Here is a 21,581-nt window from a genome sequence, read left to right as displayed (position 1 = left end):
CACGAGGTCGACTCGCCGTTACGTTGTCCACAGGCTGTGGATCACGCATCGGCCCAGCCCACGGACACGCCCGTGCGCGCGCGGCGAGAGGAATATCTCGCGTATCGTGAAAACGAATCACCGACCGGTAAATTAGCGCTTACCGAACCGAAGAACAGCGGACGACACCGCTACGGTTCGCGTTTAGCGCTTAGACTCGGCAATGTAGTTTTGTTTTTCGCCTCGGTGCTATCACCCGAGAGGACACCGCCATGGCCCAGCGTGTAGTCGTCAGCCTGCACGACGACATCGACGGAAGCGAGGCCACGGAAACCATCCGTTTCGGCCTCGACGGCAAGTCGTATGAAATCGACCTTTCGGAAGAGCACGTTCAGCAGATGCGGGATGCCCTGGCTCCTTATCTCGCGGTCGCGCGGCGCACCGCGCGCACGGGAAAGCCGTTCCGCCAGACGACCGTCACCTCCGACCCCGCGGCGGTGCGGGCCTGGGCCCGGGCCCGCGGCATGGACGTGCCCGCCCGCGGGCGCATCCCGGCCCGCGTGTACGCGGAATTCGAGGCCGCCAACACCGCCAACTGACGGCACCACCGTCCCGGGCGTCGGGCTCGATCGACGCCCGACCGGGCCTTTCGGCCCCCGTTCCGCGCCTGTCGGCGGGACGGGGGCCGGGCCGTCCCGGAAGAACTTTTCCGGCAAACACGGACATCTGTAGCGATCCGACTCCGGAGCGTACTTGGCACCTCCGAGGGTCCTATAGAGTTCTCTTGCACCCGGGAAACCGGGGAACACACGCAGGCGTAGCTCAGTGGTAGAGCGCCCCCTTTCCAAGGGGGAGACGCAGTGTTCGATTCCTGTCGCCTGCTCTGCTCGACCCCTCGAACCGAGGTCGGTGGCAACCACCTCCGCGGATCGGGTAGGGTTGGGACACAACGCGGGGCCGAAACCCCGAGTCGTGCGGACGTGGCTCAGTTGGTAGAGCATCACCTTGCCAAGGTGAGGGTCGCGAGTTCGAATCTCGTCGTCCGCTCCATAAGAAGGCCGGATCACTCCTGTGATCCGGCCTTCTTGTCGTTCGGGCTTGTCGTCCGCGCTTGTCGTTCGTGCCGGTCGGCCCCGCGGAATGCGGCGCACCGCCCGTGGGCCGACCGATCCGTCGTCGGGCCCGGGGCGACCGGGGCCGACGACGGATCGGGTTACCGGGTCAGGCCCAGCGCCGTCCGGTCAGACGCTCGTACGCCTCGACGTACTTCTCGTGCGTGCGCTGCACGACCGCCTCGGGCATGGCGGGCGGCGGGGTGTCCGCCGCGCGATCCCAGCCGGACTCGGGCGACGCCAGCCAGTCGCGCACGTACTGTTTGTCGAAGGACGGCTGGGCGTGCCCGGGCTCCCACTCGTCGGCGGGCCAAAAGCGCGACGAGTCCGGGGTGAGCACCTCGTCGGCCAGGACGAGGCCGCCCTGCGGGTCGAGGCCGAACTCGAACTTGGTGTCGGCCAGGATGATCCCGCGCTCGCGGGCGATGTCCCGGGCCCGGCCGTACACGGCCAGCGTGGCCCGGCGCAGCGTGGCGGCCAACTCGGCGCCGTGCTGCTCGGCGACGTACTCGTACGAGACGTTCTCGTCGTGCTCGCCGACCTCGGCCTTGGTCGCCGGGGTGAAGATCGGCGTGGGCAGTTCGGAGCCGTCGGTCAGGCCCTCGGGCAGCGCGATGCCGCACACCGTGCGCGAGGCGCGGTACTCCACCAGGCCGGATCCGGTCAGGTAGCCGCGGGCGACGCATTCCACCGGCACCATGTCCAGGCGGCGGCACACCAGCGCGCGGCCGGCCCAGTCGGCGGGGGCGCCGGCCGGCACCTCCGTGGAGATCACGTGGTTCGGGTACAGGTCCGCGAGCAGGTCGAACCACCACAGCGACATGCTGGTGAGGATCCGGCCCTTCTCCGGGATCTCCGGGTCCAGGACCCAGTCGAAGGCCGACATCCGGTTGCTGGCCACCATCACGAGGTTGCCCTCGGCGTCGGTGTACAGGTCGCGCACCTTGCCGGTGTGGATGTGGGTCAGACCGGGGACCTCGACCGGCTCGGGCTTGGTGACGAATCCGCTCACTGAAACCAGCGCTTTCTTGGGTCGTGGTGGGTGAGGCGAGTCTTTCACGCCGCCTTCCACGCCCCGACGGCCCCGACGGCGTCGACCGGTCGCGGCCGTGCGCCGACGAGGGCACGCCTCAGGCGGCCGAGCCGCCCGGGTGCACCGGCTCTCGGGTGGCGATGCCGATCCGGGCCAACCAGGTGCGCAGCGGGGCGTCGTTGCCCTCGTCGACGGCGCGGGTGATCAGGGTCGCCAGGTCGACCGCGTGGCCGCTTCCGTCGACCAGCACCGGGCCGTCCAGCCAGTCCACCGCCGGGTGCATCTGGCCGGTGTCCAGGGCCGCGCACGCGACCACCGCGAACAGGTGGTCGGCGGCCTTGCGGTGGTCCTCGTCCGGATCCCGGCGCAGGACCGCCAGGGCGTCGTCGACCGGGGCCGCGAACGCCTCGGCCCGAGCCCGCCAGACCGGCTCGATGACCGCCTCCGGGTACTCCGCCCAGTCGACCGGGTCCGGGGTCGGCCCGTCCGCGAAGATGCCCGCCGCGAGGCGGGAGATCTCGCCGTCCATGGCGACCGCGTCGGTGAGCAGGTCGCTGGCGGGCCGCTCGGCCAGGCGCGCGCCGAACGCGTTCGCGAGCTTGTCCCGTCGGGAGAGCTCGGTCAGTGCCGACACCACGCCCGCCATCAGCGCGTCCGGGTGCCGCCCGATCATCCACGCGGGGGCGGCGAGCCGGGTCAGCAGCCGGTCCCAGCCCGCGTAGGCCAGGCCGACCTGTTCGTGCGCGGTGGCCCGCAGCTCCGGCTCCAGCGGGATGGCCAGCGCCGCCGCGCCGACCGCGATCTCGCGCTCCATCAGTTCGGCGTGCCCCTGGCACAGGCCGAGCAGTTGGCGGGCGAACGCGCGGGAGGCCCGGCGGGCCGGGCGCAGCGGGACCGGGCCCAGCGGGCGGCGCACGTCGGCGACCGCGTCCAGCCGGCGCACCCAGCGCCGCGCGCCCGCGACGGCCGGTTCGGCGGAGGCCTCGGTGCCCGCCACGACCGGGGCGAGCAGCGCGCGCAGCTCGCCCACCCGCAGCCACCACAGGAAGGGCGCGCCGATCACCAGCACGGTGCGCCGGCGCCGGCGGGCGTCGGGTTCCAGCCAGCTGTCGCATTCGGGGCACAACCGGATGCCGTCGGGTGTCGGCACGTGCAGTTCCTCGGCCAGCTCGCGCACCATCGCGTGCAGCTCCGGGGCGTCCCGCGGGCCCAGCGTGATGGCCGGGACACCCGTCCTGCGCACCAGCGCGAGGTCGAGCGCGACCCACGCGAGCACCGCCACCAGGGCCATCGCGAGGGTGGCCAGCAGCGTGCCCGGGGCGCTCTCGCCGAAGTTGCGCGAGGCGCCGTAGAGCAGCAGGCCGGCGGCCGTGAGCGCGGCGAGGACAGCGCCGTTGCGCACCCACAGCACCGCCCGCGCCCGCGCGCGCGCCTCGGCCAGCGCCAGTGGTTCGGCCGACTCGCCCACACGCATCGCCCCATCCGATCCTGGATCCGGGGATCACTCGTCCGGGTCGTCGGTCACGACCCGCGGTGCTCGCACGATAATGCGACGAGTTCGGGTGTTCAGCCCCTTCGGGCCGAACACCATCCCTGCGAGTGAGATCCGGGGCCGGACGGCTGCGTGGGTTTGAGCCGACCGATGACGGGACCGAACGGCCGAATTCAGCCGTTCGGGACGCCGTCCGCGATGCTGATCTCGCCCCGGATCGCCTTGGCCGCGATGTCGGTGCGATGGTGCGAGCCGGGCAGGCCGATCAGCGCGACACCCTCGTACGCACGTTCGCGGGCCTGTTCCAGGGTCGCACCGGTGCCGGTCACCGAGAGCACCCGGCCGCCGGAGGAGAGCACCTCGCCGCCCTCGCCGCGACGGGTGCCGCCGTGCAGGACGTAGGTGTGCGGGAGCTTGGCGACCTCGGCCAGGCCCTTGATCGGGTCGCCGGTGCGCGGCGTGGCCGGGTAGTCCTCGGCGGCCACCACGACGGTCACCGCGGCGCCCTCGTGCCAGCGCAGCGGCTCCAGCTCGCCCAGGCGCCCGGTCGCGGACGCGCGCAGGACGCCGGCCAGCGGAGTGGCCAGGCTCGCCAGCACGACCTGGGTCTCCGGGTCGCCGAACCGGCAGTTGTACTCGATCACGCGCGGGCCGCGCGAGGTGAGCGCCAGGCCGATGAACAGCACGCCGGAGAACGGCGTGCCGCGGCGGCGCATCTCGTCCACGGTGGGCTGGGCGACGGTGCGCACCAGATCCTCGGTCAGGCCCTCGGGGGCCCACGGGAGCGGGGTGTAGGCGCCCATGCCGCCGGTGTTGGGGCCGGCGTCGTCGTCGCCGACCCGCTTGAAGTCCTGGGCGGGCTGGAGCGCGACCACGTCGTTGCCGTCGCACAGCACGAAAAGCGAGACCTCGGGGCCGTCCAGGAACTCCTCGATCACCACGCGGTCGCAGGACGCGGCGTGCTCGCGGGCGACCTCGAGGTCGTCGGTGACCACGACGCCCTTGCCGGCGGCGAGGCCGTCGTCCTTGACCACGTACGGCGGCCCGAACGCGTCCAGCGCGCGGTCGGCCTCCTCGGGCGTGGTGCACAGGTAGCTGCGCGCCGTGGGCACGCCGGCCGCGGCCATCACCTCCTTGGCGAACGCCTTGGAGCCTTCCAGGCGCGCGGCGGTGCCGGACGGGCCGAAGCAGTCGATGCCCCGTGCGCGCACGGCGTCCGCGACCCCGGCGACCAGCGGCGCCTCGGGGCCGACGACCACGAGGTCGACGCCGAGTCGTTGGGCGAGGTCGGCGACGTCCCCCGCGTTGAGGGCGTCGACCTGGCGCAGCTCGGCCACCTGGGCGATGCCGGCGTTGCCGGGCGCGCAGTAGACGGCGGAGACCGCGGAGTCGAGGGAGAGCGAGCGGCACAGCGCGTGCTCACGGGCACCGCTGCCAATCACGAGGACCTTCACACCGGCAGCCTAGTGGGGCGCGCGGCGGGCATCGAACTCAGGCGAAGACCACCATCGCGCCCAGCGTCACGCTCTCCTGGGCGGCGGCGTACAGGGTCGCCCACACGAATCGCTCGCGGGCGAACGGCGCGCCGTCGTAGGTGGGCGTGGGTCGGGGCGGGTCGAGCAGGTCCACGCCGATGTACGGGGCGAGGTCCTCCAGCTCGCGCAGCATGCCCAGGCTCGATCCCAGCGGCCCGCCGTCCTCGGGCAGCGGGTCGTCCATCAGCGGCTGCGGGAAGTCGACCGGCAGGTAGGCGCCGGCGTGGTCGTAGTGCCAGACCAGGTGGGAGAACTGGGCGGCGGCCTCGAAGGTCTCCAGAAGGCGGTCGTAGTCCTCGCCCAGCTGCTCCACCGGGGTGACCGGGAACCCCGTGCGGTGGAGCAGGTAGGCGCGGCGCAGGTAGTGCAGCGACTCGTGGTCGAACGCGCCGGCCAGACGCACCTCGGCGGTGCCCGGCTGCCACGTGCGCACCGGCACGGCCGGCAGGCCGTTGCCCACGAGCGCGGCGTCGTAGGCGGCCAGTTCGTCGCGGAACGGATTCTCCGGGTTGTGACACAGCGCGTCCACGAGCGGAACGAGCCAGACGTCGCAATCCACGGTGCAGCTCCCGGTCTTGTCGGTGCGGGTGGCGTTCAGGGCGCCACCGTACCGCCCTGGGGCACGGCGATCGTCAGCGCGCGTCCGCGAGTTCGCGGGCGAGCCGGCGGCCGACCGAGGTGTAGTCGCGCATCAGGGCCATCGCGCCCTCCGCGTCGCGTCGCGCGACCCGGTCGGCGAGTTCGCGGTAGCGGCCCCAACCGGACTCGGTCGGCGGCGCCTCGCGCAGGTAGGGAACGATGTACATCCAGGCCTGGACCCGCAACACGGCCAGCACGTCCGCCAGTCGGCGATTGCCGCTCCAGCGGCCGAGTTCGCCGAAGAAGCGGCGATCGAGCAGGGCCACCTCCGAGACGTCGCCGTTCCAGCGCGCGCCGTCGAGCCGGTCGCCCAGCGAGCGCAGTGTGGGCATCGCCTCCTCCGGCGCGGTGCGCGCGACCCGGCCGATCAGCGGGACGCCCAGAAGTCGGCGCGACTCGACGATCTCGGCGAAGTCGGTCCAGGTGAAGGTGCACACCTGGAAGCCGCGGTGGTGGCCGCCGAGCAGCAGGCCCTGCGCGGCCAGTTGGATCAGCGCCTCGCGTACGGGGGTTGCCGACACCCCGAAACGCTGCGCGGTCTCGTTGACGGTGAGCGAGGTACCGGCGGCCAGTCGCCCGGTCACCAGATCGTCGCTGAGCACCTCGGCGATCTCCTGGCGCAGGCTGGTCCGCCGCAACGGGGCCTGCCCGCCGGTGGGATCGGCCACGCCGAAAAGCAGGCCGCCGTCTAAAACACTGCCCTGTGCCGACTGCACGCGGTCTCTTCTCGCCGGCCGTCGGCACCGTCGCGCCGACGGGCACCCGTCCGATCAAGTCGATCGCGTCGATCATATGAACGGATATCCGATTTGGGGAGCAACGTGCCCATCCGATTTCGCCCGCGACGTCGGGAGTCGGCCGCCGGGTGCCCGGGGATCGCACCGAGGGCACGCGAAAAAGCCGTACCCGCACCGGTCGGGGTGCGGGTACGGCTTCTCTCGGCGGTCCGGTCCGGGCGACCCGGGCGGTCGACCGAAACCTGACGATTGATCAGGACGGGGTCAGACGCAGAACGCGTCCGCGACGGTCAGCGCCTCGTCCAGGATGGCCAGGCCCTCCTTGACCTCGGCCTCGGTGCTCGTGCACGGCGGCACCACGTGGGTGCGGTTCATGTTCACGAACGGCCACAGGCCCCGGGCCTTGCAGGCCGCGGTGAACTCGTTCATCGGCTGCGCGGCCGGGCCGGCGGCGTTGTAGGCGACCAGCGGCTCGCGGGTCTCCTTGTTCTTGACCAGTTCGATCGCCCAGAACACGCCGAGCCCGCGCACCTCGCCGATGCTCGCGTGCCGCTCGGCCATCGCGCGCAGTTCGGGGCCGATCACGTTCTCGCCGAGCGACTTGGCGTTCTCGACGATCTTCTCCTCGCGCATCGCGGTGATCGTCGCGACGGCGGCGGCGCACGCGAGCGGGTGACCGGAGTAGGTCAGGCCGCCGGGGTAGGGGCGCTCGCGGAAGGTCTCGAAGATCCGGTCGGAGATGATCACGCCGCCGAGCGGGACGTATCCGGAGTTGACGCCCTTGGCGAAGGTGATCAGGTCGGGCGTGATGCCCCAGTTGTCCACCGCGAACCACGCGCCGGTACGGCCGAATCCGGCCATCACCTCGTCGGCGATCAGGATGATCCCGTACTTGTCGCACAGCGCCCGGACACCGGCGAGGTAGCCGGCCGGCGGCACCAGGATGCCGGCGGTGCCCACCACGGTCTCCAGCACGATCGCGGCGATCGTGGCGGCGCCCTCGAACACGATGGTGTTCTCCAGGTGCGCCAGCGCGCGCTCGCACTCCTGCGCCTCGCCGTCCGCGTGGAAGGCGGAGCGGTAGGCGTACGGGCCCCAGAAGTGCACGATGCCGGACACGCCGGTCTCGTTCGGCCAGCGGCGCGGGTCGCCGGTCAGCGCGATCGCGTTGGCGGTGGCGCCGTGGTACGAGCGGTAGGTGGAGAGCACCTTGTGCCGGCCGGTGTGCAGGCGCGCCATCCGGATCGCGTTCTCGTTCGCCTCGGCGCCGCCGTTGGTGAAGAAGACCCGGTTCAGGTCGCCGGGCGCGAGCTCGGCGATCAGGCGCGCGGCCTCGCTGCGGGCGTCGTTGGCGAAGGCCGGCTGGACCATGCACAGCTTGTCGGCCTGCGCCTTGATCGCCGCGACGACCTTGGGGTGTTGGTGCCCGATGTTGGTGTTGACCAGCTGGGACGCGAAGTCCAGGTACCGGTTGCCGTCGTAGTCCCAGAAGTAGGAACCCTCGGCACCCGCGACCGCCAGCGGGCTGATGAGCCCCTGTGCGGACCAGGAGTGGAAGACATGGGCGCGGTCGGCGTCGTAGACGGCCTTCCCGGCCGCCGGGTCCAGAGTGCTCATGCGGCCACCCTACGGGCGGACAAACGCCGCCCGAACCTGCAGGTTGTCAACGATCACGGGGCCCATCCGACAGTGTGTCGGACGGGCCCCGCCGTGCCTGGATCGCCCGCTACTTGCCGCGGAGCAGGCTGTTGATCTCGATGGTCTGCGTGCGGCCGGGGCCGACGCCGATCGCCGAGATCGGGGCGCCGGACATGTCCTCCAGGGCCCGGACGTACGCCTGCGCGTTCTTGGGCAGATCGTCGAAGGTCTGCGCGCCGGTGATGTCCTCGGTCCAGCCGGGGAGCTTCTCGTAGATCGGCTTCGCGTGGTGGAAGTCGGTCTGCGACATCGGCAGTTCGTCGTAGCGCACGCCGTCGATGTCGTAGGCGACGCAGACCGGGATCTCCTCCCAGCCGGTCAGCACGTCCAGCTTGGTCAGGAAGAAGTCGGTGAGCCCGTTGACCCGGGTCGCGTAGCGCGCGATGACCGCGTCGAACCAGCCGCAGCGCCGGTCGCGACCGGTGGTCACCCCGCGCTCGTGGCCGATCCGGCGCAGCGCCTCGCCGTCCGCGTCGAAGAGTTCGGTCGGGAACGGTCCGGCACCCACACGCGTGGTGTACGCCTTGAGGATGCCGATCACACCGGTGATCTTGGTCGGACCGATGCCGGATCCGGCACACGCGCCGCCCGCCGTCGGGTTGGAGGACGTCACGAACGGATACGTGCCGTGGTCCACGTCCAGCAACGTGCCCTGGCCGCCTTCGAGCAGGACGACCCTGCCCTGGTCCAGGGCCTGGTTCAGGACCAGCGTGGTGTCGGCGACGTACGGCTTGAGCTGCTCGGCGTAGCCGAGGTATTCCTCGACCACTTCCTCCACGCGCAGCTCGCGGCGGTTGTACATCTTGACCAGCATCTGGTTCTTGTCCGACAGCGCGCTCTCGACCTTTTGGGTCAGGATGCCGATGTCGAACAGGTCCTGGACGCGGATCCCGACCCGGTTGATCTTGTCGGCGTAGGCCGGGCCGATGCCGCGCCCGGTGGTGCCGATCCTGCGCTTGCCGAGGAACCGTTCCGTCACCTTGTCCAGGGTGCGGTGGTACGGCGTGATCAGGTGCGCGTTGCCCGAGATGAGCAACTTGGAGGTGTCGATGCCGCGTTCGACCAGGGTGCTGATCTCGTGCAGCAGCACCCCCGGGTCGACCACGACACCGTTGCCGATGACGGGCGTGCACTCGGGCGTGAGGATGCCGGAGGGCAGCAGGTGGAGGGCGTACTTCTGATCGCCGATGACAACGGTGTGGCCGGCATTGTTGCCGCCCTGGTACCGGACCACGTAGTCGACGGATCCGCCGAGCAGGTCGGTAGCCTTCCCCTTGCCCTCGTCTCCCCATTGGGCGCCGACGAGTACGAGTGCGGGCATGAGGCGTACACCCCTTCCAGGCGGGGCATGTTTGACAACGGGAGCCCCGGACGGTCCAAGCCCCTTGACGCGGTGCGCGGCAAGGGGCTCTTGCGGGGAGAGGTTACCTGAGGAAGGACGACCGGTGTCGGCCGAGCGCTCGCTGCTCGTGATCACGGACCCTGCGGCTCGCTCGGCGGACGGCGAATCCGTCCGGGTCGCGCTCGATGTTCTGCGGGCCTGCGCCCCCAGCAAGATCGTCATTCCCACGGACACCGCCGACCTGCAACGCGCGCTCGCGCGGCGGGGCCGTCGGCGTGTCGTGGTGATCGGCGGGGATGCCGGTGTGCACGCCGTGGCCCGTTTACTGGATCGCCAGGGAGAGCTCGGGGACACCCCGTTGGGCATCGTCCCGGTGGACACCGGGAGCGGCCACGGACTGGCCGAGGCACTCGGCCTGCCGGCCGAGCCGGCCAAGGCGGCACGCGTGGCGTTGGGCGAGAACGAACGTTCCTTCGACCTGATGTCGGACGACCTGGGCGGCCTCGCGCTGCGTTCGATCCGGATCGGCCACGGCGTGCGTTCCACCCGTCCCGCGCCGGTGCGGACGGTGCCCGGACGCGGTTGGCGCGGGCTGGTCGACCACGCCGTGCGGACCGTGTCGAGCACCGTCGGCGCGGCGGTGGGGCCCTCGGGTCACCGGCTGCGGATCGAGGCGGACGGGTGTGTCGTGGCCGACATGGATCGGCCGGTGTTGTCCGTGCACCTGGGGTGTGACGGCTCGGTGACACCCGGGTCGAAGATGACGGAAGTCACGTCGAACGGGTCCGGCACCGGCAACGCCGGCAACGGGATGAAGAGTGTGAACGGGATGAACGGGGCGGGGCTCGCGAGCGTGATGATCACCGGTCATCCCGGCGCCACCCGGTTCGGCGCGGCCCAGGCCCGGGACGCGCTCGTGCAGTTGCGCGCACACGAGATCACCGTGTGCGGTCGCGACTTCACCTATGCGGCGGACGGCATGGCGACCGGACCGGTACGGCTGCGCACGTGGACGGTACGGCCGAGCGGCTGGCGGCTGTTCGTACCGGCGTAGCACCCCACGTCGAAACCGCGGGCCGAACGCCGGCCGGGCCGAAGGATGCGGCCCGGCCGGCGTTCGGGGCCACCTCGGCCCGAGGCCGGGTCCCGCTCAGCCCTCGAGCGCGTCCGCGCCCGCCGGGCTGCTGTCCCGCAGGAAGATGGTGCAGCGCGAGTACTCCTCCTCCTCGCCGATGGACCCCGCCGCCCGCGCCAGCGCGTGCAGCGAGCGCAGGAAGCCCCGGTTCGGCTCGTGCTCCCACGGCACCGGGCCGTGGCCGCGCCAGCCGGAGCGGCGCAGCGCGTCCAGGCCGCGGTGGTAGCCGACCCGGGCGTAGGCGTAGGACTCGATCACGTTGCCCTGGGCGAACGCGGCGTCGGCCAGCTCGGCCCACGCGAGGGAGAAGGTCGGGAACTTCGCGGCCACCTCGACCGGCGGCACACCGTCCACGAGCAGCGCCAGCGGCTCGGGTTCCTCGGGCAGGTAGGTGGGGTCGGGTCCGCCGAAGAGGTTCTGATCGATGGTCATGGGCCCATGATTGCCCATCACGATCGCCCGTCACGACGCGAAGCCCGCGACCTCGTGGTCGCGGGCTCCGGTCGGGCGGGGTGTGGCCCCGGTGGGCGCTACTTCAGCCGGGTGCCGGCGGAACGCAGGTCCCGGCAGGCCACGACGACCCGCTCGGCCATTCCGGTCTCGGCCGCCTTGCCGTACGAACGCGGGTCGTACAGCTTCTTGTTGCCGACCTCGCCGTCCACCTTGAGCACGCCGTCGTAGTTGCGCAGCATGTGGTCCACGACCGGGCGGGTGAAGGCGTACTGCGTGTCGGTGTCGACGTTCATCTTGACCACGCCGTAGTCGAGCGCCTCGCGGATCTCCTCCAGGAGCGAGCCCGAGCCGCCGTGGAAGACCAGGTCGAAGGGCTTCTCCCGGCCGTACTTCGCGGCGACCGCGTCCTGGATGTCCTTGAGGATGCTCGGGCGCAGCTTGACGTTGCCCGGCTTGTACACGCCGTGCACGTTGCCGAACGTCGCGGCCAGCATGTACCGGCCCTTCTCGCCCAGGCCGATCGCCTCGACCGTCTCCAGCGCGTCGCCCGGGGTGGTGTAGAGCTTGTCGTTGATCTCGTTGTCGACGCCGTCCTCCTCGCCGCCGACGACGCCGATCTCCAGTTCCATGATGATCCGCGCGGCGGCGCACTTGGCGATCAGCTCACGGGCGATCTCGAGGTTCTCGTCGAGCGGTACGGCCGAGCCGTCCCACATGTGCGACTGGAACAGCGGGTCCTGCCCCTTGGCCACACGCTCGGCGGAGATGTCGATCAGCGGGCGCATGAACCCGTCGAGCTTGTCCTTGGGGCAGTGGTCGGTGTGCAGGGCGATGTTCACCGAGTACTTCTCCGCGACCACCTTCGCGTACTCGGCGAAGGCGACCGAGCCCACCACCATGTCCTTGACGGTGGTGCCGGACAGGAACTCCGCGCCGCCCGTGGACACCTGGACGATGCCGTCGCTCTCCGCCTCGGCGAAGCCGCGCAGCGCGGCGTTCAGGGTCTGGGACGAGGTCACGTTGATCGCCGGGTAGGCGAATCGACCGGCCTTCGCCCGGTCGAGCATCTCGGCGTAGACCTCGGGAGTTGCGATGGGCATGCGTCTGCTCCTCGTTGCTCGGCCAAGCGGTGATATGAGGGTTTTCGGACACGGATGGCCGTATCCCCGCTTGCCGCCCATCCTGGCAGACCGCTCCGAACGACACCGCATCCCGTCCTCCCCATTCGGAGGAGCGGATGCCGCATCTGACGGAGCGTCAGGTCGACGTCGCGCGGTCGCGCCGAGCTCTCGGGAGACCTTCGCACGAACTTGCACCGGTGACGCAACCATCCCACCGGAGGTGCGTCCTGGAAGGTGAGAGCGGGCACGCGGGGACACGGCGGGAACAACGTGCGGGGCCGAACGACACCGGCTTTCGTGGCGTCCGCGGACCCCGTCCGTCCTCGATTCTTTTTCCACAACCTTCCCCAAGGGGGACCCCTGTCATGCGCGGGACCGTTATGAGCTGATTTGCGGTGAAGGAGGTCGCGGTCTCCGCCACGGCCACGCTTGCGGGCTCCGGCTCGACGGGGCGCCGTCGCGGCGCGAACTCAGGCACGGGAAAAAGAACTTCGGTCGATCACGCAACCCTTCGGGGTGCGGCGCGTCACCAGGACACGGGCTGTGCACGGAGGGTGGGGGCGGTCTCATGACAGCGAAGGGGGCGGCAGGGCTGTGGCGCTGCTGAGCATGCCGGCATTCGGGGGCGACCACGCGTCGTCCGGCTCCCCGTCGGAGGACCCGACGGTGCCCGACGCACCACGTCGTACGCGATTTCGGATCCTGCGCGGCGGCGGCGAGGAACCGCCGGCCCGCCCGACGTTGACCGAGCTCTATCACGCCCAACGACTCGGCATGGTCCGGCTGTCCATCCTGCTCGTCGACGATCTCGGCACCGCCGAGGACGTCGTGCAGGACGCCTTCACCGCGCTGTACCGACGCTTCGGCGAGGAACTGGACGACGTCGACAACGCGCTGGCCTACCTGCGCACCTCCGTGGTCAACCTCTCCCGCTCGGTGCTGCGGCGCCGACGTACCGCCCGTGCCTACGTGCCCCCGCACGAACCCGACGCCTCCTCGCCCGAGGACGTGGTGGTCCTGTCCGAGGAGCACCTGCGGGTGCTCGGCGCGGTCCAGCGCCTGGCACCGCGACAGCGCGAAGTGCTGGTGCTGCGCTACTGGTCCGATATGACGGAGGCTCAGATAGCCGAGACCCTCGGGCTTTCCCGTGGAGCGGTGAAGTCCACGGCAAGCCGTGCCATCGATGCCCTCGAAAAACTCATGAAGGACGAACAGTCGTGACCGAACGCCATGCGCGCGACGAATCGATGGAGGATCTGCTGCGCGCGGCCCTGGCCTCGCGCGCGGACTCAGTCACGCTCGGCTCCCTGCGACCGCCGGGCCCACCCACCGCGAAGGACGCCCACCGCAGTCGGCGCACGAGGGTCGGCGTCCCCCTCGGCATACTGGCCGCCGTGGCCGCGGCCTTCGGCGGGGTGTCCCTGATCGGGGCACCGCGACACCAGGCCGGCGCGCCCGCCCAGGGGCCGATGTCGGTGAGCGCGCTGCCGACCACGGAGCGCACCGCGGCGCCCGAGGCGCCGGCGCAGGCCGCGCCGACGACGAGCGTCCCCCGAACCACCACGCCCCCGGTGGATCCGGACCCGGATCCCGACTCGCCGGCGACGAGCGAGAGGACGCGGACGTCGCCTCCGCCGAGCCGAACCGGCACCCCCAGCACCTCGACGAGCACCCGGCCGGTCGACAAGACCTTCGGCGCGCAGGCGATCAAGGTGAACCTGCCGGCCGGATGGCACGAACAGGCCGGCGAAGCCGACTCCGGCGGGGTCCGCCGCAGCCGCTGCTTCCTGGCCGCCGGGACGTCGGGGAGCGCGGTCGCCTGCGATCTGAACTCCGTGGAAATCCGCGTCGACGAACTCGACGGCCCGGCCCGGTGGAGCTACGCGACGACGATCGATCGCAGCCCGTACGGCTACGCCACCCGGCCGGTCTGCGCGAAGGACGGGCGCCTGGTCGTGCTGAACGACACCGAGACGATCACGGCCAAGGTGGTGACCAAGGAGAAGCGCACCGTCGGCGGGCGCGGCGCGGAGTACCGCGTGGTCTCGGTGACCTGCGCGGGCGGCCAGAACTTCAAGGTGCGCACCTGGTCGATCGTGGACCAGGGCATCGAGATCATGGCCACCGGCGTGGACGTCAAGACCGACGGCGCGATCGACAGCCTGATCGCGTCCATCGACGCGACCGGCTTCAAGCCCCGCCCGTATTCGGCGCGCTGACCGCTGCGCGCGCCGCCGCCCGAGCGGGCGCCGGCGGCCGGCCACCCGCCGTCCGTTCGGGCGGCGGGTGGCCGGCGTCGGGCCGACGCGACGGGTCAGTGGTCCTCGGCGACGCGTTGGGCGGCCTTGCGCGCCGCCACCAGGATCGGGTCCCACACCGGCGAGAAGGGTGGCGCGTAGCCCAGGTCCAGGGAGGTCATCTCCTCCACCGTCATCCGGTGGGTGAGCGCGACCGCCGCGGTGTCGATCCGCTTCGCGGCGCCGTCCCGGCCGACGATCTGCACGCCCAGGAGCCGGCCGGTGATCCGCTCCGCGATCATCTTGACCTTCATCGAGCGCGCGCCCGGGTAGTAGCCGGCCCGGCCGGTGGACTCGATGGTCGCGGTCACGAACTCGAATCCGGCCGCCGCCGCGTCCTTCTCGCGCAGCCCGGTCCGGCCGATCTCCAGGTCGCAGACCTTGCTCACGGCGGTGCCGACCACGCCGGGGAAGGTCGCGTAGTCGCCGCCGATGTTGGTGCCGATCACCCGACCGTGTTTGTTCGCGTGGGTGCCCAGCGCGATGTGCTGCCGGCGGCCGGAGACCAGGTTGAGCACCTCGACGCAGTCGCCGCCCGCCCAGATGCCGTCCGCGGTGACCCGCATCCGCAGGTCGGTGCGCAGACCGCCGCTCGCGCCCAGCGGCAGGCCCGCCTCGCGGGCGAGTTCGGTGGCCGGGCGCACCCCCAGGCCGAGCACCACGATGTCCGCGGGAAAGCGCCCGTCGCCGGTCAGCACGGCGCTCGCCCGACCGTCCACCAGCTCGATCTCGCGGGCCTCGGTATCGGTCACCACGTCGATGCCCAGGCCCTCCATGGCCTCGTGCACCAGCGCGCCCATGTCCGGGTCGAGCGTGGACATCGGTTGCGCGGACCGGTCCACGACGGTCACCGACAGGCCCTTGTGGGCCATCGCCTCGGCCATCTCGATGCCGATGTAGCCGCCGCCGATCACCACCGCCGTACGGTGCTCGGGGGCCAGCCAGTCGATCAGCTCGCGCGCGTCCTCCAGGGTCTGCACGCCGTACACGCCGGGCGCGTCGATGCCCGGCAGCGGCGGCCGCACCGGCACCGCGCCGGTGGCCAGCACGAGCTGGTCGAAGCCGATCCGTTCGGCCCGGCCACTGCCCAGGTCGCGGACCGCGATCTCGCGGCGATCCAGGTCCAAACCCTCCGCCTCGACGCCCAACCGCAGGTCTATCCCGCGCTTGCGATGCTCCTCGGGCGTACGGGCGATCAGCGCGTCCGGACCTTCCACCTCGCCCGACACCAGGTACGGGATGCCGCACGCGGAGTACGAGGAGAACCGGCCGCGCTCGACCACGACGATCTCCAGGTCGTCCTCGCCGCGCCGGCGCCTGGCCTGCGAGGCCGCACTCATTCCGGCGGCGTCGCCGCCGATCACCACCAGCCGCTCGATGCCCACGTGCTGCCCCTGACTCTGTGTGCGTACGGGTGTCGCCGGGTGTGCGGGACCCCGCCCGACCGGCGCGCGATCGGCGCGCCCATCACCCGGCAAGGTTCCGACCTCGTAATGATGCGCGGTTCACGACGGGGACGGGTGACGAGGCACGCGTCGCGCGGACTACCCTCCAGAGGTGGAATTCCAAGCTGTCAACGTCCTCGACGCGACGTCCCTCATCTCGACGTTCGGACTCATCGGCATTCTCGCGATCATCTTCGCGGAGACGGGTCTGCTGGTCGGGTTCTTCTTCCCCGGCGACTCGATGCTGTTCCTGGCCGGCGTCGCCGCGTCCTCGTCGGCTGAGGAGATCGTCGGCACGTCCATCTCGCTGCCCTGGTTGCTGGTCGGCGCGCCGGTATGCGCGATCGCCGGTGCCCAGCTCGGTCACTTCCTCGGCGCCCGGTTCGGCACCAAGATGTTCAACAAACCGGACTCGAAGCTGTTCAAGGCCGAGTACGTGACCAAGGCCGAGCAGTACTTCGAAAAGTTCGGCCCGGCCAAGGCAGTGGTGCTCGCCCGGTTCATCCCGATCGTCCGCACGTTCCTGAACCCGGTCGCGGGTGTCCTGGAGATGCCCGCCCGGACGTTCTTCGTGTGGAACGTCGTCGGCGGCCTGGTGTGGACCGACGGCATCATCCTGCTCGGCTACAAGCTGGGCGACACGATCGGCAGCAGCATCGACAAATACCTGCTGCCGGGGGTGTTCGTCATCGTGCTGATCTCGTTGCTGCCGATCATCATCGAGGTCATTCGCAGCAAGCGTGAGGCGAAGCGCGAAGCGGCATCGTCGTCGGGTAGCTGAACACATACGCTCTGAAGCGGCGGCGCGCATATGTGCGCCGCCGCTTTTTCATTGCCGGACCACCCGCGTTAATCAGTCGTATCGAAATGAATCCGCGTACAACCTTTTACCGGCGTCATGCGTCGTGTCGACCGCGACTATTGCGGGAGAACGAAAACACCCTGCCCCCGGACGGGGACCGGGGGCAGGGCGGCTTTGGGAAGGGCGTCCACCGTCAGGCGGAGGCACCGTTTCGGCGGCGACGCGCGATGACGACGAAGCCCGCGCCCACGACGAGCGCGGTGCCGGCGGCGGCACCGATCAGCACCGGGGTGTTGCTGTCGTCGGCGCCGGTGGCGGCGAGCTCCTTGCCGGGCTTGACCGTGCCGGGCTTCGGCTTCGGCTTGGGCTGCGGCTTCGGCTTGGTCCCGGGGGTACCGGGGGTGCCACCGGGAGAGTCGGCCTTCGCGATCAGGAAGCCGAACGTGTCGGACAGCGCGAACGCGGAGCCCTCCTCCTCCTCGCCGAGGAAGCCGACGGTGGCGTTGAAGCCCAGGTTCTTGCCCAGCGGCGCGTCCTTGGTGACCGCGATCCGGAGCTGGATGGTGACCGACTTGCCCGCCGCGACCTGGTAGGGGGTCTCGACGTACTCGCCGTCCATCGCCAGGAAGCCGCCCACGGCGCCGTCCTCGTCGCCCAGCTGGGCACGCTTCCAGGTGTTGCCGTCCAGGTACTCCAGGACGATGTGCGACGCCTTCAGGCTCTTGTCGGCGTTCCAGAACTGGAAGCCCGGCGCGAGCGCGAGCGACTTCTTGCCCTGGTTGGTGATCGTGGTCGAGAACGGGGTCGCCTTCGCCCCGCCGACCAGCTTGCCGGGGAAACCGTTGACCTTCGCGGAGATGCCCTCGCTGACCGCACCGCCCCCGACGAGGACGGGCGGCACGTCCGCGTCGCCCTTCCCGGCGGTCGGGGCCGCGGTGGTCGGGGCGGTGCTCTTGGCGCCCGCCCCGGGCTTGTCCGCCTCGCCCTTGGGCGCCGCGGTCGAGGACGCGGTGCCGGACGGGGCGGTGGAGTTGGTCGAGCCGGCGGCCATCGCGGCGGGAGCGGCGAAAAGCGCGACCGAGGAGACCATGGCCGCGACGGCGGTCGTGGAAAGGCTGCGGCGCAACTGCATCAAGACCTCTTCGAATGGTGGAGCGGAGATGGCCGCCGGGTCGGACGGGGAACCGACCCGGCGGCCCGAGGGGAAAGAGCAGGGGTGTTTACGCCCCGTTCGGCGCGAATCGACTCAGCCGCGAGATCGCGGCCGGCGCGCACGGGACGACATACACGAAGAATTCACACTTCCCCCCCGGGAAGTCCGGTCGGCGGACGCGCCGACGTCGGAACTGGTCCGACAATATCCGAGACCGCGAAAAAAGCAATGGCCGCCCCATGAATGCGTAAGGCATCACACGGGGCGGCCGGAGCGGAATGTACGGGTCGGCCTTAATTCAGTTCGAGATCTTCCAGGTGGTAGGCGACCCGGTACTCCAGGCCGGCCTTTTCCACCGTCGGGGCGGCTCCGCGCTCGACGATCACGGCGACCGCGACGACCTCGGCGCCTGCCTCGCGCAGCGCCTCGACGGCGGTCAGCACCGAACCGCCGGTGGTGGAGGTGTCCTCGACGGCCAGCACCCGGCGGCCCTTGACGTCGGGTCCCTCGATGCGGCGCTGAAGCCCGTGCGCCTTGCCGGCCTTGCGCACCACGAACGCGTCCAGCCTGCGCCCCTGCGCGGCGGCGGCGTGCAACATCGCCCCGGCGACCGGGTCGGCGCCCAGCGTCAGGCCGCCGACCGCGTCGAACTCCAGGTCCGCGGTGAGCTCCAGCATGACCCGGCCGACCAGCGGCGCGGCCTCGCCGTCCAGGGTGATCCGGCGCAGGTCGACGTAGTAGTCCGCCTCCCGGCCGGAGGAGAGGACGACCTTGCCGTGCACGACGGCCTTGGTCTTGATCTGGTCGAGGAGCGCATCGCGGTCGGAACTCATGGCACCGGAGCCTAACCGGCGCGACGGCGACGCACGTGCACCCGACGCCAGACGAACAACGCGCCGAGGACGGGCACCAGGACCCCGACCGCACGGCGCGCGGCGCGGCCGGTGCCGTGGCCCGCCCGGGACCACAGATCCGGCTCCGCGTCGCCGATCGCGGCCGGGCCGGACGCCGACGGCCGGGCGCCCTGGGTCCGGGCTCGCGGCGTGGCGAACGGGTCCGGGATCGGCACGACCGACTCGAACGGGGTGTCCGCCGGCGCCGGCGCCAGTTCGTCGGTCAGCGCCGCGGCGAACAGGTCGGCGGCCCGGGTGAACGCGGGTGCCGGGCGGATCGGGTCGGCACCGACGGCATCGCCCGCGCCGCCCCCGTCGGCCGCGTCCGACGCGTCGGCGAACACGATCCGGGTCCGGCTCGGGCCGTCCTCGTCGTCCGCGTCCAGGTCGTACAGCCGCACGGCGAACTCCGCGCCGACGCGGATCGTGCCGGACTCCGCCGTGCCCCGGCCGCCGTCGCCGCTTTCGTCGCCGCCGTCACCGGCGCCGTCCACGCTCTCGACGCCCTCGACGCTCGCGACCAGCGCGAGCGGCTCGATCGCGTCCACGAGCCGCAGCGTGCCGCGATGGGTGATGGTGTCGGCACCGACCCGCAGTTGCCACCGGCCGGTCAGTTCGATGCCCTCGGCACCGGTCCGGGCCGGCTCGTCGAGCAGCAGGCCGGGAACACATCGGGCCAGCCGCTCGGCGTCGTGGAAGGTGTCCCAGACAGATCGGACCGGGATCGGCACGACGACTTCGTACTGCATCCGTTCTCCCCGTTCATGGCGGCGGACGACGCTCGACCGGCTCACCCGTGGACCGACCCGTGCGGTCGGCAGGTAGGGTCCCACCCCATCACACCCGCCGGTGTCGTCCGGTCGGCGCGTCGGGGTCGATCACGCGCGGCGTGGCGCCCGGGTCGGATTCCGGGCGCGGCGGCTCCCGCGGCAACCACAACCGACGCGCCCGCGGATACGCGATCGGCACGACGAGCACCGCGAACAGCACCGCCGCGCCGACCAGCGCGAGCGCCGAGCCCACCGGCCCCGAGCCCAGCGTGTGCGCACACCGACGGGCGAGCAGCCACGAGCCGCCGGCCGCGGCGGCGGAGACGAGGGCCAGGCCCACGTGGGTGCGCGCCACCCGGACCGTGTCCAGCCCGCCCAGCCGCCGGCGCAGCACCCGGGCCAACCACACCAGGCCGATCACCTGCGCGGCGCTGTATCCGGCCGCCATCCCGGTGACCGCCCACTCGGCGGGCAGCGTGCCGTAGGCCACGAGCGCGAACAGCGCCCCGGCCGCGGTCATCGCGACATTGGCCCAGAACGGCGTACGGGCGTCCTGGATCGCGTACAGCCCGCGCTGGATCAGATACTGCGCCGAGTACGCGATCAACCCCGGCGCGAACGCGGACAACATCAGCCCCATCGCACGGGTGTCCGCCTCGGTGGTGACGCCGTGCCGGAAGACCACGGCGGTCACCTGCGGACCGAGCGCGAGGAACAGGAACGACACCGGCACGATCACCAGCGCGTTCAGCCGCAGGCCCCGGGAGATCGACTCGCGGACCCGCGCCGGGTGTCCGTCCGCCGCGGCCCGGCTGATCCGGGGCATCAGCATGGTCGCGATGGACACGGTGACCACGCCGTGCGGGACGATCCACAACAACTGGGCGTTGGCGTACGCGGTGTAGCCGACGCCGTGGCCGACCCCGGAGTCCACCGCCTTGTCGGAGACCTCGACCGCGAGCCGGGTGACCAGCCAATAGCCCACCTGCGAGACGCCGACCAGGCCGACCGCCCAGCCGGCCATCCGCAGCGGCGTACCCAGTCCGTGGCCGCGCCAGTCGAAGCGCGGTCGCCAGCGCACCCCGGCCGCGCGCAGGTACGGCACCAGCGCGGCCGCCTGCACCACGATGCCCAGCGTGGTGCCCAGCCCGAGCAGTCGGGTCTGCGCGGGCGTGATGCCGTGCGCGTCCCGGACGTCGTGCGCGACCAGCAGGAAGGACCCGAAGACCGCGATCACCACGAGGTTGTTCAGGATCGGCGTCCAGGCCATCGGCCCGAACCGGCCGCGCGCGTTGAGCACTTCGCCGACCAGGGCGAACACACCGTAGAAGAGGATCTGCGGCAGGCACATCCGGGCCAGCGCGATGGTGAGGTCGCGCTGCGCGCCGTCGTAGTCCGCGTACGCGGACACGATCGCGGGCGCGGCGAGCACGCCCGCGACGGTGAGCACGAGCAGCAGACAGCCGACCGCGGTGAGCAGACGGTCGGTGTACCCGGCGCCGCCGTCCGCGTCCCGCCGTGCGGCGCGCACCAGTTGCGGCACCAGGACCGAGTTGAGCGCGCCGCCGACGAGCAGGATGTACAAGATGTTGGGCACCGTGTTCGCGACGTTGTAGCCGTCGGCGAACAGCCCGGTGCCCAGCGCGGCGACCACCGTCGCGCTGCGGGCGAAGCCGGTCAGTCGGGACACCGCGGAGCCCAGTGCCAGGCTCGCGCCACCGCGCAGCACCGACCGGCCGGCGCGCCCGGCACCGCCTCGCGCGGCCCGGCCGGGCGCCGGTTCCACCGGCCGCGCCGACGCCGCCGCGGGCGCGTTCGAGGCGTCTTCGCGGCCCTCGCCACGAGCGTGCCGACCGCGCGGCGGCGCCGCGACGACATCGCTCACAAAAGCCTCCGATTCGGGCTCGATCGGGGCTCCGGACATGGTCCCCCTCTATCTGAGTCC

General features: G+C 71.5%; 19 protein-coding genes and 2 tRNA genes. 7 read left to right on the top strand and 14 right to left on the bottom strand.

The window, feature by feature from the left end:
• The first annotated feature begins 251 nt into the window (after positions 1–251).
• From OG948_RS19710 to OG948_RS19700, 3 genes are all read left to right on the top strand, one after another.
• Positions 252–578: an Lsr2 family protein gene (locus OG948_RS19710; protein ID WP_126636576.1), complete on the top strand. Its 327-nt coding sequence runs from the start codon at positions 252–254 to the stop codon at positions 576–578.
• Between the two features lie 212 nt (positions 579–790).
• Positions 791–862: transfer RNA gene (locus OG948_RS19705), tRNA-Gly, on the top strand.
• Between the two features lie 91 nt (positions 863–953).
• Positions 954–1,029, top strand: a tRNA-Gly gene (locus OG948_RS19700).
• 171 nt (positions 1,030–1,200) lie between these two features.
• On the opposite strand, the gene OG948_RS19695 is transcribed toward OG948_RS19700, so the two are convergent.
• The 7 genes from OG948_RS19695 to OG948_RS19665 form a co-directional block, all read right to left on the bottom strand.
• Complete coding sequence (locus OG948_RS19695; protein WP_406297781.1) at positions 1,201–2,103, bottom strand: phosphoribosylaminoimidazolesuccinocarboxamide synthase; 903 nt, start codon at positions 2,101–2,103, stop codon at positions 1,201–1,203.
• 118 nt (positions 2,104–2,221) lie between these two features.
• A complete protein-coding gene (locus OG948_RS19690) occupies positions 2,222–3,598 on the bottom strand; it encodes a hypothetical protein (protein ID WP_406297780.1) in 1,377 nt (458 codons plus the stop codon).
• A gap of 191 nt (positions 3,599–3,789) precedes the next feature.
• Positions 3,790–5,070 (bottom strand): phosphoribosylamine--glycine ligase, encoded by a 1,281-nt coding sequence (gene purD / locus OG948_RS19685; protein ID WP_406297779.1) that lies wholly within the window; start codon positions 5,068–5,070, stop codon positions 3,790–3,792.
• Positions 5,071–5,107: 37 nt separating this feature from the next.
• The gene (locus tag OG948_RS19680; RefSeq protein ID WP_355545100.1) at positions 5,108–5,710 is read right to left on the bottom strand and encodes a hypothetical protein; all 603 of its coding nucleotides are present in this window, start codon (positions 5,708–5,710) and stop codon (positions 5,108–5,110) included.
• A 73-nt stretch (positions 5,711–5,783) separates the two neighbouring features.
• Positions 5,784–6,506 carry a GntR family transcriptional regulator gene (locus OG948_RS19675; RefSeq protein ID WP_406297778.1) on the bottom strand — a complete coding sequence of 241 codons (723 nt, stop codon included), beginning with the start codon at positions 6,504–6,506 and terminating at the stop codon, positions 5,784–5,786.
• Between the two features lie 285 nt (positions 6,507–6,791).
• A complete protein-coding gene (locus OG948_RS19670; protein WP_402235761.1) occupies positions 6,792–8,144 on the bottom strand; it encodes an aspartate aminotransferase family protein in 1,353 nt (450 codons plus the stop codon).
• Between the two features lie 109 nt (positions 8,145–8,253).
• The gene (locus OG948_RS19665; protein ID WP_406297777.1) at positions 8,254–9,546 is read right to left on the bottom strand and encodes an adenylosuccinate synthase; all 1,293 of its coding nucleotides are present in this window, start codon (positions 9,544–9,546) and stop codon (positions 8,254–8,256) included.
• 124 nt (positions 9,547–9,670) lie between these two features.
• Here OG948_RS19665 and OG948_RS19660 point away from each other — a divergent pair, with 124 nt between their 5' ends.
• Complete coding sequence (locus OG948_RS19660) at positions 9,671–10,621, top strand: diacylglycerol kinase family protein (protein ID WP_406297776.1); 951 nt, start codon at positions 9,671–9,673, stop codon at positions 10,619–10,621.
• Positions 10,622–10,717: 96 nt separating this feature from the next.
• Here OG948_RS19660 and OG948_RS19655 read toward each other — a convergent pair whose 3' ends face one another.
• Positions 10,718–11,134, bottom strand: a complete 417-nt coding sequence (locus tag OG948_RS19655) for a DUF3151 domain-containing protein (protein WP_395864648.1) — start codon at positions 11,132–11,134, stop codon at positions 10,718–10,720.
• Between the two features lie 98 nt (positions 11,135–11,232).
• Entirely contained in the window at positions 11,233–12,255 is a 1,023-nt protein-coding gene (gene fbaA, locus OG948_RS19650) for a class II fructose-bisphosphate aldolase (protein ID WP_406297775.1), read from the bottom strand.
• Between the two features lie 615 nt (positions 12,256–12,870).
• On the opposite strand from fbaA, the gene OG948_RS19645 reads away from it, so the two are divergent.
• Together OG948_RS19645 and OG948_RS19640 are read left to right on the top strand one after the other, a co-directional pair.
• Positions 12,871–13,497 (top strand): SigE family RNA polymerase sigma factor, encoded by a 627-nt coding sequence (locus tag OG948_RS19645; protein WP_406297774.1) that lies wholly within the window; start codon positions 12,871–12,873, stop codon positions 13,495–13,497.
• Positions 13,494–14,495, top strand: coding sequence for a hypothetical protein (locus OG948_RS19640; RefSeq protein ID WP_406297773.1), 1,002 nt, complete (start codon positions 13,494–13,496; stop codon positions 14,493–14,495). Before OG948_RS19645 ends, OG948_RS19640 begins: the two co-directional genes overlap by 4 nt.
• 95 nt (positions 14,496–14,590) lie before the next feature.
• Here the strand turns inward: OG948_RS19640 and OG948_RS19635 are convergent, their stop codons facing one another.
• The gene (locus OG948_RS19635) at positions 14,591–15,958 is read right to left on the bottom strand and encodes an FAD-dependent oxidoreductase (RefSeq protein ID WP_406297772.1); all 1,368 of its coding nucleotides are present in this window, start codon (positions 15,956–15,958) and stop codon (positions 14,591–14,593) included.
• Positions 15,959–16,130: 172 nt separating this feature from the next.
• Between OG948_RS19635 and OG948_RS19630 the strand changes: the two genes are divergently transcribed.
• Positions 16,131–16,799: a DedA family protein gene (locus tag OG948_RS19630; protein ID WP_406297771.1), complete on the top strand. Its 669-nt coding sequence runs from the start codon at positions 16,131–16,133 to the stop codon at positions 16,797–16,799.
• A 214-nt stretch (positions 16,800–17,013) separates the two neighbouring features.
• Here the strand turns inward: OG948_RS19630 and OG948_RS19625 are convergent, their stop codons facing one another.
• From OG948_RS19625 to murJ, 4 genes are all read right to left on the bottom strand, one after another.
• The gene (locus tag OG948_RS19625; protein ID WP_406297770.1) at positions 17,014–17,952 is read right to left on the bottom strand and encodes an LPXTG cell wall anchor domain-containing protein; all 939 of its coding nucleotides are present in this window, start codon (positions 17,950–17,952) and stop codon (positions 17,014–17,016) included.
• Positions 17,953–18,266: 314 nt separating this feature from the next.
• On the bottom strand, positions 18,267–18,806 hold the full coding sequence (gene pyrE / locus OG948_RS19620) for an orotate phosphoribosyltransferase (RefSeq protein ID WP_395864662.1): 540 nt from the start codon (positions 18,804–18,806) through the stop codon (positions 18,267–18,269).
• Positions 18,807–18,817: 11 nt separating this feature from the next.
• Positions 18,818–19,615 (bottom strand): hypothetical protein, encoded by a 798-nt coding sequence (locus OG948_RS19615; protein ID WP_406297769.1) that lies wholly within the window; start codon positions 19,613–19,615, stop codon positions 18,818–18,820.
• Positions 19,616–19,703: 88 nt separating this feature from the next.
• Positions 19,704–21,521 (bottom strand): murein biosynthesis integral membrane protein MurJ, encoded by a 1,818-nt coding sequence (gene murJ, locus OG948_RS19610; protein ID WP_406297768.1) that lies wholly within the window; start codon positions 21,519–21,521, stop codon positions 19,704–19,706.
• Positions 21,522–21,581: the final 60 nt, after the last annotated feature.

This window comes from Embleya sp. NBC_00888, from assembly GCF_045207655.1.
GTDB lineage: Bacteria > Actinomycetota > Actinomycetes > Streptomycetales > Streptomycetaceae > Embleya.
The sequence above is the reverse complement of the archived record's forward strand: the minus strand, read 5'-3'. Positions and strand labels throughout refer to the sequence as shown.